This is a genomic window from Amycolatopsis heterodermiae (assembly GCF_034929455.1).
GTDB lineage: Bacteria > Actinomycetota > Actinomycetes > Mycobacteriales > Pseudonocardiaceae > Amycolatopsis > Amycolatopsis heterodermiae.
On the sequence record NZ_JAYFSI010000007.1, the window covers coordinates 89,654 to 103,295 of the forward strand.

The 13,642-nt window shown below is 68.8% G+C and carries 12 protein-coding genes, 1 tRNA gene and 2 pseudogenes; 11 read left to right on the plus strand and 4 right to left on the minus strand.

Annotated elements, in window-relative coordinates; genetic code table 11:
* Positions 1-133: 133 nt before the first annotated feature.
* Positions 134-2,875, minus strand: a complete 2,742-nt coding sequence (gene polA, locus VA596_RS28265) for a DNA polymerase I (RefSeq protein ID WP_323331213.1) — start codon at positions 2,873-2,875, stop codon at positions 134-136.
* Positions 2,876-2,937: 62 nt separating this feature from the next.
* On the opposite strand from polA, the gene VA596_RS28270 reads away from it, so the two are divergent.
* Together VA596_RS28270 and VA596_RS28275 are read left to right on the plus strand one after the other, a co-directional pair.
* On the plus strand, positions 2,938-3,378 hold the full coding sequence (locus VA596_RS28270; protein WP_323331214.1) for a PaaI family thioesterase: 441 nt from the start codon (positions 2,938-2,940) through the stop codon (positions 3,376-3,378).
* A 4-nt stretch (positions 3,379-3,382) separates the two neighbouring features.
* The gene (locus VA596_RS28275; RefSeq protein ID WP_323331215.1) at positions 3,383-4,354 is read left to right on the plus strand and encodes a LysR family transcriptional regulator; all 972 of its coding nucleotides are present in this window, start codon (positions 3,383-3,385) and stop codon (positions 4,352-4,354) included.
* Here the strand turns inward: VA596_RS28275 and VA596_RS28280 are convergent.
* Positions 4,320-5,096, minus strand: coding sequence for an alpha/beta hydrolase family protein (locus VA596_RS28280; protein WP_323331216.1), 777 nt, complete (start codon positions 5,094-5,096; stop codon positions 4,320-4,322). The genes VA596_RS28275 and VA596_RS28280 overlap by 35 nt on opposite strands.
* A gap of 560 nt (positions 5,097-5,656) precedes the next feature.
* Between VA596_RS28280 and VA596_RS28285 the strand changes: the two genes are divergently transcribed.
* The 5 genes from VA596_RS28285 to VA596_RS28305 all read left to right on the plus strand — a co-directional run bounded on the left by VA596_RS28285 (position 5,657) and on the right by VA596_RS28305 (position 10,495).
* Positions 5,657-6,814, plus strand: a complete 1,158-nt coding sequence (locus tag VA596_RS28285; protein WP_323331217.1) for a branched-chain amino acid ABC transporter substrate-binding protein — start codon at positions 5,657-5,659, stop codon at positions 6,812-6,814.
* Between the two features lie 112 nt (positions 6,815-6,926).
* Positions 6,927-7,898 (plus strand): branched-chain amino acid ABC transporter permease, encoded by a 972-nt coding sequence (locus VA596_RS28290; protein WP_323331218.1) that lies wholly within the window; start codon positions 6,927-6,929, stop codon positions 7,896-7,898.
* Positions 7,895-9,022, plus strand: coding sequence for a branched-chain amino acid ABC transporter permease (locus VA596_RS28295; protein WP_323331219.1), 1,128 nt, complete (start codon positions 7,895-7,897; stop codon positions 9,020-9,022). Before VA596_RS28290 ends, VA596_RS28295 begins: the two co-directional genes overlap by 4 nt.
* Entirely contained in the window at positions 9,019-9,792 is a 774-nt protein-coding gene (locus VA596_RS28300; protein ID WP_323331220.1) for an ABC transporter ATP-binding protein, read from the plus strand. Before VA596_RS28295 ends, VA596_RS28300 begins: the two co-directional genes overlap by 4 nt.
* Positions 9,782-10,495, plus strand: a complete 714-nt coding sequence (locus tag VA596_RS28305) for an ABC transporter ATP-binding protein (RefSeq protein WP_323331221.1) — start codon at positions 9,782-9,784, stop codon at positions 10,493-10,495. The genes VA596_RS28300 and VA596_RS28305 overlap by 11 nt, the downstream gene beginning before the upstream one ends.
* 42 nt (positions 10,496-10,537) lie before the next feature.
* Here VA596_RS28305 and VA596_RS28310 read toward each other — a convergent pair whose 3' ends face one another.
* Positions 10,538-11,065 carry a DUF4352 domain-containing protein gene (locus VA596_RS28310; RefSeq protein ID WP_323331222.1) on the minus strand — a complete coding sequence of 176 codons (528 nt, stop codon included), beginning with the start codon at positions 11,063-11,065 and terminating at the stop codon, positions 10,538-10,540.
* A gap of 33 nt (positions 11,066-11,098) precedes the next feature.
* The gene (locus VA596_RS28315) at positions 11,099-11,713 is read right to left on the minus strand and encodes an ANTAR domain-containing response regulator (RefSeq protein ID WP_020646628.1); all 615 of its coding nucleotides are present in this window, start codon (positions 11,711-11,713) and stop codon (positions 11,099-11,101) included.
* Between the two features lie 172 nt (positions 11,714-11,885).
* Between VA596_RS28315 and VA596_RS28320 the strand changes: the two genes are divergently transcribed.
* From VA596_RS28320 to VA596_RS28335, 4 genes and pseudogenes are all read left to right on the plus strand, one after another.
* Positions 11,886-11,959: transfer RNA gene (locus tag VA596_RS28320), tRNA-Leu, on the plus strand.
* A 691-nt stretch (positions 11,960-12,650) separates the two neighbouring features.
* Positions 12,651-12,794, plus strand: a pseudogene (gene ligD / locus VA596_RS28325) (non-homologous end-joining DNA ligase LigD); the annotation flags it as partial.
* Positions 12,795-12,892: 98 nt separating this feature from the next.
* A pseudogene (locus VA596_RS28330) lies at positions 12,893-13,003 on the plus strand (hypothetical protein); the annotation flags it as partial.
* A 317-nt stretch (positions 13,004-13,320) separates the two neighbouring features.
* Complete coding sequence (locus VA596_RS28335; protein ID WP_323331223.1) at positions 13,321-13,596, plus strand: DUF1883 domain-containing protein; 276 nt, start codon at positions 13,321-13,323, stop codon at positions 13,594-13,596.
* The last annotated feature ends 46 nt before the right edge of the window (positions 13,597-13,642 follow it).

Here is a 13,642-nt window from a genome sequence, read left to right on the forward strand (position 1 = left end):
GGGGCGCCGTCCGGCCGAGTAGTCCCGCCCCACGACCCGGTGATTCCGGCGGCGACGCAGCGTAGGCACCGTCCCCCGGACGTGGACGAACCCCGCACCGGCAGACGGCGCGGGGTTCGTCAGGCGGCCGGACTCAGTGGGCCGCGTCGTTCCAGGACCGGCCGTAGCCGACCGAAACCTCCAGCGGTACCGCGAGTTCGTAGGCCGAGCCCATGCCCTGGCGCACCAGCTTCTCCAGCTGCTCGCGCTCGCCCTCGGCGACTTCCAGCACGAGCTCGTCGTGCACCTGCAGCAGGATCCGGCTCCGCAGCTTCGCCTCGACGATCGCGCTGTGCACGTTGAGCATCGCGACCTTGATGATGTCGGCCGCGCTGCCCTGGATCGGGGCGTTCAGCGCCATCCGCTCGGCCATCTCGCGGCGCTGGCGGTTGTCGCTGTTGAGGTCCGGCAGGTAGCGGCGGCGGCCGAAGATCGTCTCCGTGTACCCGTTCTTCGCGGCGATGCCGACGACCGAAAGGAGGTAGTCGCGCACGCCGCCGAAGCGGTCGAAGTACGCCTCCATCTGGGACTTGGCGTCGTCGGTCGAAATCCGCAGCTGCTGTGAGAGCCCGTACGCCGACAGCCCGTACGCGAGGCCGTACGACATCGCCTTGACGCGGTAGCGCAGCTCCGGCGTGATCTCCTCCGGCGGCAGCGAGAAGGCCCGCGACGCCACGAACGTGTGCAGGTCCTCGCCGCTGTTGAAGGCCTCGATGAGCCCCTCGTCGCGGGAGAGGTGCGCCATGATCCGCATCTCGATCTGGCTGTAGTCCGCGGTCATCAGCTCGGTGTAGCCGGTGCCCACGATGAACGCGTCGCGGATGCGGCGGCCCTCTTCGGTGCGGACCGGGATGTTCTGCAGGTTCGGCTCGGTCGACGACAGCCGCCCGGTGGCCGCGATCGTCTGCAGCAGCGTGGTGTGGATCCGGCCGTCGTCGGCGACGGACTTGATCAGCCCCTCGACCGTGGTGCGCAGCTTCGTGGCGTCCCGGTGCTCCAGCATGTGCTGCAGGAACGGGTGTTCGGTCTTCTCGAACAGCCCCTGCAGCGCCTCGGCGTCGGTCGTGTAGCCGGTCTTGGTGCGCTTGGTCTTCGGCATGCCGAGCTCGTCGAACAGCACGACCTGCAGCTGCTTCGGCGAGCCGAGGTTGATCTGCTTGCCGATGACCTCGTACGCGGCCTCGGCGGCCTGCGTGACGCGCGAGAGGTAATGCGCCTCGAGCGTGGTCAGCTGCTCCAGGTCGACCGCGACCCCGGCGATCTCCAGCTCGGTGATCACCTCGAGCAGCGGCAGCTCAAGCTCGGCGAGCAGCCGGGCGCCGCCGATCTCTTCGAGCTCCTTCTCGAGCGCGCCGGCCAGCTCGAACACGGCCCGCGCCTTGACGAGCTCCTCCTGGATCTCCTTCTGCTCCAGGCCTTCCGCGCCGCCGTCGAGCAGCGACAGCTGCCCGTCGCCGCCGTCGGTCTCCGAGCGCAGCTCGCGGTGCAGGTAGCGCAGCGCGAGGTCGTCCAGGTCGAACGTGCGCTGCCCGGGCCGCACCAGGTACGCGGCCAGCGCGGTGTCCATGCCGAGCCCCGCCACGACCCAGCCGCGGGCGCGGATCGCGTGCAACGGGACCTTGAGCTCGTGGCCGGTCTTGCGGATCTTGGGGTCGGCGAGCCAGGCGGCGAGCGCCGCGTCGTCGGCCTGGTCCATCGCCGTGACGTCGACGTACGCGCCTTCGCCGTCGGACGTCGCGAAGGCGACCGCGCGCAGGTCGGAGCGGACGGACGCGCCCGTGGTGCGGAAGGACAGCGCCACCGACTCGCCTTCGCCCGCGTGCGCGGCGAGCCAGGCGGCCAGCGCGCCGGGGGCGAGCGCGTCACCCGAGACCTCGAAGCCCTCGTCGGCCTCCGGCTCGGCGCTCTGCAGGGTCGCGAACAGCCTGTCCCGCAGCACGCGGAACTCCAGCTCGTCGAACAGCGCGTGCACGGCCTCGCGGTCCCACGGGCGCAGCTCCAGCCCGGACGGGCCGACCTCCAGCTCGACGTCCCGGATCAGCTCGGTCAGCTGGCGGTTCAGCTGCACCGAGCTGAGGTGCGCGCGCAACGCCTCCCCCGCCTTGCCCTTGACCTCGTCGACCCGGTCGATCAGGTCGTCGAGCGAGCCGAACTGCTTGATCCACTTGGCCGCGGTCTTCTCGCCGACGCCGGGGATGTTCGGCAGGTTGTCCGAGGGGTCGCCGCGCAGCGCCGCGAAGTCCGGGTACTGCTGCGGGGTGAGGCCGTACTTCTCCTCGACGGCCTCGGGCGTGAACCGGGTCATCTCCGAGACGCCGCGCTTGGGGTACAGCACGGTGACCTGGCCGGTGACCAGCTGCAGCGCGTCACGGTCGCCGGTACAGATCAGGACGTCGAAGTCCTCGGCCGTGGCCTGCGTGGTGAGCGTGGCGATGATGTCGTCGGCCTCGAAGTTCTCCTTCGTCAGCGACGGGATGCCGAGCACGTCCAGGACCTCGCGGACCAGGTCCACCTGGCCGCGGAACTCGTCCGGCGTCGCGCTGCGGTTCGCCTTGTAGTCGGCGAAGGTCTCCGACCGGAACGTCTTGCGCGAGAGGTCGAACGCCACCGCGAGGTGGGTCGGCGCTTCGTCGCGCAGGAGGTTGATGAGCATCGAGGTGAACCCGAAGACCGCGTTCGTGACCTGCCCGGTCTTGGTCCTGAAGTTCTCGGCGGGCAGCGCGAAGAACGCGCGGTAGGCCATCGAATGGCCGTCGATCAGGAGCAGCTTCGGGCGCTCCGCGACTGCGGTCGTTCCTGTGGCGTTGGCAACGGTCGTCTTCTCACTCGGGCTCACGTGCCCGAGTCTAGGCTGGGGGTCCGACACTCTTACGTGTCGCATCAGCAGAGGAGCGTTGCGTGACCGATGGTGCCGCCCACATCGACGTGGACCGGCTGGCGGGTATCGACCCGGCGGCCGCCGACCAGCAGCTGAACGACAAGGTCGGGATGCAGCTGGTCGAAGTGACGCCCGAACGCGTGGTCGGCACGATCCCGGTCGAGGGCAACCTCCAGCCCTACGGCCTGCTGCACGGCGGCGCCAACGCCGTGCTCGCCGAGGCGCTGGGCTCCACGGTCGCCGCCCTGAACGCCGGCCCCGGCCGCGCGGCGATGGGGCTCGAGCTGTCCTGCACCCACCACCGGGCCGTCCGCTCCGGCAAGGTGACCGGGGTGGCGACCCCGCTGCACGTCGGGCGCGGCACCATCACCGCGGAGATCGTGCTGACCGACGACGAGGGCCGCCGCACCTGCACCGCGCGGCTCACGTGCGTCGTCCGGGACCGCCCGCCGGGCGCCTGAGCCGGTGGACCTCGACATCGCCCAGGTGCGGGCGTTCGTCGTCACCGCGGAGCAGCGGCACTTCGGCCGCGCCGCGCAGGCGCTGTTCCTCACCCAGCAGGCGCTGTCGAAGCGGATCCGGCGGCTCGAGAGCGCTCTTTCGGTCCCGCTGTTCCTGCGCACCAACCGCACGGTGGAGCTGACCGCCGACGGCGAGCGGTTCCTCCCCCACGCCCGGGAGCTGCTGCGGGTGGCCGACGCGGCCGTCGCCGCGATGGGCGCTGACGACCGGCCACTGCGCCTGGACGTCGTCGACTTCCGGCTGTCCCCGATGTTCCTGCTGCGCCGCCTCGCCGAGCGGGAGCCCGAGCTGCGGATCGAGCGGGTCGCCGGCCGCGGGTTCGCCAACGCCGTCGAGCCGCTGCTGTCCGGGGAGCTGGACGTCGCGATCGGCCGGGTCACCGGGTGCGGCCGGCCGCTGCCCGACGAGCTGGAGCAGCGCCCGATCCGGCTGGAGCCGCTGGTCGCGCTGCTCGCCCCGGAACACCCGCTGGCCGTGCTGGACGTCCTGCGCCTCGACGAGCTGCGCGCCGACGGGATCTGGCTGCCGGGGCACAGCGGGCCCGGCGAATGGCTGTCGTACGTGGCCGAGCTGTGCGGGCGGTTCGGCGTGCCGATCGACGACTCCGGCGTCAGCTACGACCTGCGGCACACCCTGGAGCAGACCCGGTACGGCAAGCGGCGCGTCACCCTCGCCGGCGCGGACATGGAGCTCGCGCCCGACCTCAACCTGAAGGTGCTGCCGTTCGAGCCGTCGCCACTGTTCCCGTGGTCGCTGGTGTGGCGGCGCGGGAAGGCGCACCCGGCGCTGCGGCGGCTGCTGACGCTGGCCGGGCGCACCAGCCGTGAAGAGGGCTGGTGCGCCTACGACCCGGCGCACTCCTGGCTGCCGGCGGACGACCTCAGCGTCGCAGCCGCCGCCCGAACCACTCCGTGAACGCCGCGTCGACGTGCTTCGCCTCCGGTGAGCCCGGCGCGAACTCGTGCGCCATCCCTTCGATCTCCACCAGTTCCGCGCGGTCGCCGAGCCGCTCACGCAACGCCCTGGCGGGCTCCCGCACCGCGGCGTCGTCCGCTTCCCCCGCCACGATCAGCAGCGGCGTGGTCAGCTCACCGGCCCGGCTCACGAAGTCGTAGTGGTCGGCGACCGCCCGGGACCGCGGCGACCACGGGTAGGTGACGTCGAAGAGCCGCTCGTTGCGGCCGATCACCGGCGCCAGCCGGGCGACCGGGCTGACCACCGCCGCGGCCTCGACGGCGACGTCCCCGCGGGCCAGCACCTCGAGCGCCACCAGCGAGCCCGCCGAGCCGCCGAAGACGCCGAGCGGGCCGTCCGCGCCCGGCAGCCGGTCGCGCAGTTCGGCCAGCGCCGCGGGGAACTCCGCCACGGCCTGCTCGGTGACCGGCTCGAAGACGTTGAGCACGGCGTCCTCGCTCGCCAGCCGGAACAGCTCGGCCGGACCACCTTCCGGCAGCCGGGCCCCGGTCAGCGGCAGGCCGAGGTACACCCGCCACGCCCTCAGCCCGGTCATCGGCACCGCTTCGGCGAAGGCCTGCTCGCTCGCGGGCACCTCCATCAGGTGCCAGCCCGCCAGCAGCGCCGCCGGCGCGTCCGGGTCCGCCGGCGGCAGGGCCACGAACGGCACCCCGGCGGCGACACCCTCGATCACTTCACGCATCTCGTTCTCCCTTGTCCCTCGGTCTGCCTTCAGCCAACCGTGTGACAGCGGGACGGGTCCAACAGCCATCCGGGCGTCCACGACAACCGGTGGTTGTGACAGCCGTTCCCGGGCGGACGTCCTTTCGGGCAGACCTCACCGGCCCCGGGACGGGGGTGGTCCGCCCGGCCGCCCGAACCGGACGTAAGGTGCATCCCTACGGCGGTGCCCCGCCCGAAGGGACCGCGTCAGGGTGAACAGCGGGTCACCGGGGAAACCGGCCACGCACCGGCCGTCGAAATGGGCGATGACATACTGTGGAAACACAGACGTCACCCATTCGCATAACGCGCCCGGATGCTTAGCATCACTGCGTGACCAGGGACGAGCTGTAACGAAACGTCGTTCGCCTTTTCGTGCAATTCGTGTCGGTTGCGATCGTCACGATGTGGACACAGAGTAGTGAGGCCGCCTGTGCACAAGACGGGCGAGAGGGATATCTTCCTGCCCTAACCTAGCCCCTGTGTCGGGGGCAACGCCTACCGGCGGTGGTTGGTCATGGGAGGTAGTCGGTGTCAGGAGTGCGTTTTGGACGGGTTCTCGCCCTCGCGGCGGCGACGTCGCTTGCGCTGGCGGGCTGTGCCGGCGGCAGCAGCTCGTCGGGCAGCGGTGACAGCAGCACGCTGAAGATCGGGTTCATGGGCGACCTGACCGGTGAGAACTCCGGGATCGTGATCCCGCCCAACAACGGCGCCAAGCTCGCCATCGACGAGTACAACGCCACGAATCCTTCGGTCAAGCTCGAGCTGAAGAACTACGACAGCCAGGGCAAGCCGGAGCAGGCCACCTCGCTCGTGCAGACCGCGATCGGCACGGACAAGATCACCGCGCTCATCGGCCCGGCCTTCTCGGGTGAGTCGAAGGCCGTCGGCGGTGTCCTCGAGCAGGGCAAGGTCCCGAGCGTGTCGCCGTCGGCGACCAACCCGGGCCTGGCCGCGAACGGCTGGAAGTACTGGCACCGCGTCGTCGCGAACGACAACGACCAGGGCCCCGGCATCGCGAACTTCCTCATCACGGCGAAGTCGCCGAAGAACGCCTACGTCATCTCGGACGACCAGGAGTACAGCGTCGGCCTGGCCGACGCGTTCGAGAAGACCTTCAAGGACAAGGGCATCACGACCGAGCGCGACAAGTTCGCCAAGGACGCGTCGGACTACTCGTCGACCGTGCAGAAGGTCAAGGCGGCCAACCCGGACGTCATCACCTACGGCGGTTACTACGCCCAGGCCGGCCGTCTGCTCAAGCAGCTCCGCGACGGTGGCGTGAAGGCCACCTTCGCCACCGGTGACGGTTCGCTCGACCCGCAGCTGGTCTCCGGTGCGGGTGCCGCGGCCGCCGAAGGCGCCGTCGTCGGCTGCCCGTGCAACATCCCCGACGCGGGTGCCCCGGGCAACGAGTTCGCCACCAAGTACAAGGCGAAGTTCAACGTCGACCCGGCGATCTACGCGACCGAGGGCTACGACGCCGCGACCGCCATCATCAACGCGGTCAAGGCGGGCAACACCACCGGCGAGAAGATCAACGACTTCCTGAAGACCGAGGACTTCAAGGGCGCGTCGAAGCAGATCAAGTTCAAGGACAACGGCGAGCCGCAGACGAACGCGATCTACGTCTACCAGGTCGTCGGCGGGGTCATCAAGAACCTCGGTGCCTCGACCGAAGCCAAGATCGCCGGCTGACGGAGCAAGAGAAACACCTAACGGGAGCGGGGGTGCTGTGCACGGGCACAGCACCCCCGCTCCCCGCCAATGTGGCGACCATCCTCGCCCCGTCAGGTAAGGCAACTACGTCATGTTCCAAGATCTGCAGAGCCAGTTTCTGGGCAGCACCATCGGCGGCCTGGTAGCCGGCTCCATCTACGCTCTCATCGCCCTCGGCTACACGATGGTCTACGGCGTGCTGAGGCTGATCAACTTCGCGCACTCCGAGATCTTCATGATCGGGACGATGACGTCCCTGTTCATCCTCATCGCCGTCGCGGGCGGTACCGCCCCGATCACCGTCGGCGTGCTCGGGATGATCGGGATCCTCCTGCTCATCGCGGTGTCCTCGGCTGCCGTGTCGGGCGGCTCGGCCATCGTGCTGGAGCAGCTGGCCTACCGGCCGCTGCGCAAGAAGGGCGCGACCCGCCTCGCCGCGCTGATCTCCGCGATCGGCGCCTCCCTGTTCCTGCAGGAGCTGTTCGGCCTCCTGATCATCCCCGCGCTGTCGGACAAGGCGGGCAAGGTCCAGCAGAACGCGCCCCGGTTCGTGCCGCACGAGGAGCTGTTCCGGATCGGCAACGGTGTCGTGCGCACCGACCACGTCTTCGTCGTCATCGCCGCCGTCGTCGTGATGGTGGTGCTCGACCAGCTGGTCAGCCGCACCCGCATCGGCCGCGGCATCCGCGCGACCGCCCAGGACCCCGAATCCGCCGTGCTCATGGGCGTCAGCATCGACCGCATCGTCCGGATCACGTTCCTGCTCGGCGGGGCGATGGCCGGCGTCGCCGCGGCGCTCTACGTCATGGAGTACGAAAACACCGACTACCGGGTCGGCTTCCTGCTCGGGATCAAGGCGTTCACCGCGGCCGTGCTCGGCGGCATCGGCAACCTGCGCGGCGCCCTCCTCGGCGGCATCGTGCTGGGCCTGGTCGAGAACTGGAGCTCGATCTTCCTCGGCTCCGAGTGGAAGGACGTCACCGCGTTCGTGGTCCTCGTCCTCGTGCTCATGCTCCGGCCCACCGGCATCCTCGGTGAATCCCTGCAGCGGGCACGCGCATGAAAGGCGACGGAGTGGCTGAACAGAACGAAACCCGCGCGCGCAAGGGTTTCCACCCCATCGACGGCATGCGCGACTGGTGGGCCGACGCGCCGCACTGGCAGCGTTACGGCGTCTACATCGCACTGATCGTCCTGGTCCTGATCCTGCCCGCGCCGTGGATCGGCTCGTTCATGTCCCCGTACTCGGACTGGACGACGGTGCTGATCTTCCCGGTCGGCACGTACATCCTGCTGGCCGTCGGCCTGAACATCGTCGTCGGCCACGCGGGCATGCTCGACCTCGGGTACGTCGCGTTCTTCGCGATCGGCGCGTACACGTGGGCGTCGATCGGCACGACCTACGGCTGGTCGTTCTGGCCGACGGTGCTGCTGGGCATCTTCCTGGCGTCGGTGTCGGGCGTCATCCTCGGCGCCCCGACGCTACGGCTGCGCGGTGACTACCTGGCCATCGTGACACTCGGCTTCGGTGAGATCGTCCGGATCACGGCGAACAACACCGACAGCATCGGCGGCGCGCGCGGCATCACGAACATCCCGCACCCCGAGCCGCTGTTCGGCATGGAGTTCTTCCTCGACCCGGCGCCGTACTACTACCTGATGGTGTTCGCGATCGTGCTCGTCATCGTCTTCTCGGTGCGGCTCACCAAGAGCCGGGTCGGGCGGGCGTGGGCGGCGATCCGCGAGGACGAGGACGCGGCGGAGCTGATGGGCGTGCCGACGTTCAAGTTCAAGCTGCTCGCCTTCGCCATCGGCGCCATGATCGGCGGGTTCGCCGGCACGATCTACGCCAGCAAGGCGATCTTCATCCAGCCGGAGAACTTCCCGTTCATCCTGTCCGCGACCATCCTGGCCGCGGTCGTGCTGGGCGGGTCGGGCAACCTCCCCGGCGTCATCCTCGGCGCGTTCGTGATCGCGTGGCTGCCGGAGCGGTTCCGGCAGTTCAACGACTACCGCGTCCTCGTCTTCGGCGCCGTCCTGGTGCTGATGATGGCGCTGCGGCCGGAGGGCCTGCTGCCGTCGCGGCAGCGCAAGGCCGAACTACGGGAAGGAACCGGCGGCATGGGCGCCATGGGCGCGGAAGTGGCCGGCCCCGACTCCGAGGCTTCGGCGGAGGTGACGAAGTGAGCGCGCTGCTCGAATTCGACAACGTGACCATGCGCTTCGGCGGCGTCACGGCGTTGCGCGAGGTCAACCTCACCATCAACGAAGGCGAGATCTTCGCCCTCATCGGCCCGAACGGCGCGGGCAAGACCACGGTGTTCAACGTGGTCACCGGCGTCTACCAGCCGACCGAGGGCGAGGTCCGCTTCGACGGCGACCGCATCGACGGCATGAAGCGCTTCAAGGTCACCAAGCGCGGCATCGCCCGGACGTTCCAGAACATCCGGCTGTTCCACAACATGTCGGCGCTGGAGAACGTCATGGTGGGCGTCGACGCGCACCACAAGACGGGCGCGATCGGCGCGACGCTCGGCCTGCCGTGGCACCGCCGGGAAGAGAAGCAGGGCCGCGAGCGGGCCCGGGAGCTGCTGGACTTCGTCGGCATCGGCGGGGTCGAGCACAACGTCGCGAAGAACCTCTCCTACGGCGACCAGCGCCGCCTGGAGATCGCGCGGGCCCTGGCCACCGACCCGAAGCTGCTGCTGCTCGACGAGCCGGCCGCGGGCATGAACCCGGCGGAGAAGAACGCCCTGCAGGCGCTGATCCGCAAGATCCGGGACGACGGCCGCACCGTGCTGCTGATCGAGCACGACATGGGCCTGGTCATGCACATCAGCGACCGGCTGGCCGTGCTCGACTTCGGCCAGAAGATCGCAGAAGGGCTGCCGAACGAGGTGCAGAACAACCAGAAGGTGATCGAGGCGTATCTGGGGGTGTCCGAAGATGCTTCTTGAGGTCGAGGACATCAACGTCCACTACGGCAAGATCGCGGCCCTCAAGGGCATGAGCATCCAGGTCGACGAGGGTGAGATCGTCTCCCTCATCGGGGCCAACGGCGCCGGCAAGACCACGACGCTCAAGACGATCTCGGGGCTGCGTCCGCTGACCAGCGGCCGGATCCTGTTCAACGGCCAGGACATCTCGAAGACCCCGGGGCACAAGCGCGTGCTGCTCGGGATCGGCCAGTCACCGGAGGGCCGGGGCGTGTTCCCCGGCATGACGGTGCAGGAGAACCTCCTGATGGGTGCCTACACCCGCAAGGACGACCTCCAGGCCGACCTCGACGAGGTCTACGAGCTGTTCCCGCGGCTCAACGAGCGGAAGACGCAGTTCGGCGGCACGATGTCGGGCGGCGAGCAGCAGATGATCGCCATCGGCCGCGCGCTGATGACAAAGCCGAAGGTGCTGCTGCTCGACGAGCCGTCGATGGGCCTCGCGCCGATGCTGATCGCGCAGATCTTCGACATCATCCGCGAGATCAACAAGCGCGGCACCACCGTGCTGCTGGTCGAGCAGAACGCCCAGCAGGCGCTGAAGCTGTCGGACCGCGCGTACGTGCTCGAGACGGGCCGCGTGGTGCAGAGCGCGCCCGGGGCCGAGCTGCTGAACGACCCGAAGGTGCGGGCCGCCTACCTCGGTGGCGACCTCGGCGTCTGATCTTTCGTGAGAAAGGGCCCGGTCTACGGACCGGGCCCTTTCTCATAGCTTGATGTCGGTGCCGTTGACGTTCTTCATGTCGGTGATGGTGGGGCCGCCGAAGACCCGGACGCCGGCCGGCTTGCGGTCCTTCGCGATGTCCCAGTAGAGGTCGAACTCGACGCGCACGCTGTGCCCGAGGTCGAACTGGGCGGGCTGGCGCTTGATCAGCATGGCCTGCTCGTCCGGCGGGTGGGTGGCGCCCTGGTCGTCGACGAGCAGCTGGCGCATCGTGTCGAACAGGACGCTCGAGGTGCCGGTGTTGGTCACCACGAGCCGCACCCGGACGTACTGGCCCTTGGGGAGCATTTCGGCGTGGCTGCCGGTGATGCTGGGCAGGCCCGCGGCGAGGCCGAGCAGGGTGAACTCGGTGTCCCCGTTCTTGGCGGGCGGCACCTTGAGGGCGGTCTCGTCGGGCCGCACCGGGCGCGGCGGCAGCTCGTAGGTCGCCGTCGGCGCGGGGGTGCTGGGCGCGGCGGATTCGCACCCGGCCAGCAGGGTGAGGGCGACGACGGCCGGCAGCAGTTTCACCTGGGTGATTCTGCCGCCGACCGCCGTTCCCGGCTAGCTCCCGATGCTTTCGACGACCGCCTCGGCGACGGCCTTCATCGTGGTCCGGCGGTCCATCGCGGTGCGCTGGATCCACCGGAAGGCGTCCGGCTCGGTGAGGCCCTGCCGGCTCATCAGCAGGCCCTTGGCGCGGTCGATGACCTTCCGCGTCTCGAGCCGGTCGGTCAGCCCGGCGACCTCGGCCTCGAGAGCCTGCAGCTCCGAGAACCGGCTGACGGCCAGCTCGATGGCCGGCACGAGGTCACGCTTCGCGAACGGCTTGACGAGGTAGGCCATGGTGCCCGCGTCCCGCGCCCGTTCGACGAGGTCACGCTGGCTGAAGGCGGTCAGGATCACCACGGGGGCGATCCGGTCGCCGGTGATCTTGGACGCGGCCTCGATGCCGTCCAGCTTCGGCATCTTGACGTCGAGGATCACGAGGTCGGGCTTGAGGTCGGTGGCCAGCGCGATGGCCTGTTCGCCATCACCCGCCTCACCGACCACCTCGTAGCCCTCTTCACGCAGCATTTCGACGAGGTCCAGCCGGATGAGCGCCTCGTCCTCCGCAACGAGCACCCGACGCTGCGGCACGGTGGCGGCACCGTTGGCCTCGGTAGCCTGATCGGTCACCGGGGTCCTCCTGAAGACTCGGCGGAACGTTGTTTCGCGGCGTTCCGCGAAGCCTGAAGCCTACCGGGAACGATCCAGTCCCAGAGATGGCGTTCACCACGTAGTGGCCGGCGCGACACCCCAGCCCCGCACACGGCCGGCGTCCGGTGATCCCGTAGAGTCACCATGCCAAGCCCCCGTAGCCCAACTGGCAGAGGCAACGGATTCAAAACCCGTCCAGTGTGAGTTCGAATCTCACCGGGGGCACTCGCGCAATCACACAAGCCGCCTCGGCGCCCTGGCCTGGCGTTGCTTGCGGGTTCATCTGATCGGCGGGCAAGGTGATCGTCAGTGTCGCATGCTCTCCCCTGTCGTGGAGCTGAACCACCTCGAAGAGTGTCCTGAGCAGCGCTTCGGGCGCCTTGACCAGGTTGAGGGCGAGGTAGGGCAGCCCATCCAGCAGCGACAGATCGTCCACCGTCGGCAGCAGCCGCGGTCCTGAACTGGGCGTCTCGTCCACATCGGACAGCTTCGCTGCCAACTCAGTCCTTCCGGTCCGGCCCGAAAGACCCGGTCGGCGAAGAACGCTGCCACGGCGTCGAGGATCGCGTCCTCGCGGAGGTAGAGGGACTTCGGGTGGCCGGCGTACTTGTCGGGCCTGCCGCGGTTGGTGTTGCTCGGCCGGCACAGGTAGTACGCGCGACCGTGACGTGGGTCACCGAACCATACGGCGGCCGCACGGGCAGAAGATCAGCCCGCGAAAGGTGTACGTCCGGCGCGTCTGGGGGTGCGAGTTCGGCCCGCTGTCAGCCCGAGACCGTTGCTTGGCCTTGCGACGGTCCATAAGCTCGTCGTACATCCATTTCGGGACGAGTGGCTCGAGCGACCAGACCCACTTCACCGGATCGTTGATCTTGCCGCGGCGCGAGCGTGTGGCCCGCCGGTTGCAGACCTGCACCAGCGCACCGGGCGGGTGTTCATCGGCTGAAGCCAGAACAACCCGGCCAAGACAACCGTCGCGCCATACAGCCTGCGCGACCGGGAGTACCCCACGGTCTCGACGCCGGTCACCTGGGACGAAGTGCGCGCGTGCCGGCGCGTGCCGGCGACCTGCTCGCCCCGCTGCTTGCCGAGCGAACTCCCGTTTCCGGAAACTAACGCTCATTCGGCGCAACAGGGCTACCTTCGGCCGGGACCGGTGAGGTCATCATCGTCGGCGAAACCTGCAACAGCAGGACCAGCGCGAAGGCCGGTTGCGAAGCCGTGCGACGAGCCGCCGCCGGCACGTCGATCGTCGGGACAGAATCCTGAGTGGACCCTCGCTGGTCATCAGCGCGTTAAGCATGAAGTCATGCCGAGGCTCGGTTTCCCCGTCACCGGCGTGCCGACCTGCCACGGGCGGTGGCGCCGCCATCACAGCCGGACTGCCAGCCGCCCGGACGCCGTGAAACGGTACCCAAAACCAAACCCTGTTGACCGTTAATCAACTTCATCGCCGTGAACAAGAATTGTTCACAGCGCATTTACCGTCGTAACAACATCGAATGCGTGGTCGACTGACCTGAAGAGGTCTGCAGGTCAAGCAGGGGCGGCGGCCTGACGTCTTTCGAAGACGTAGAGGGGGAGGTATGCAGTCGCGCGTTTTTGATCTCGGTTCCGTCCGCAAAGATGCCGTCGTGACCGTGCTCTTGCAAGCGTCCGCGAATGTCAGGCTCATGACCAAGGCGAATTTTCTTGCCTACAAGCAGAAGCAGTTCTACAAAATGCTCGGCGGTGTTGCTCTCACGCCGATGTTCAAGCTGACGGTCCCGTCGAACGGGCACTGGGTGGTGGTCATCGACGTCGACGGGTTGGCGACGCCCCTCCTGCGCACCCGGGTCGAGGTGGACCAGGTTGCGCCGTAGGGCCGGGGCGCTGCGCACCCGCGGACGTCAACGGGTGCGCAGCTTT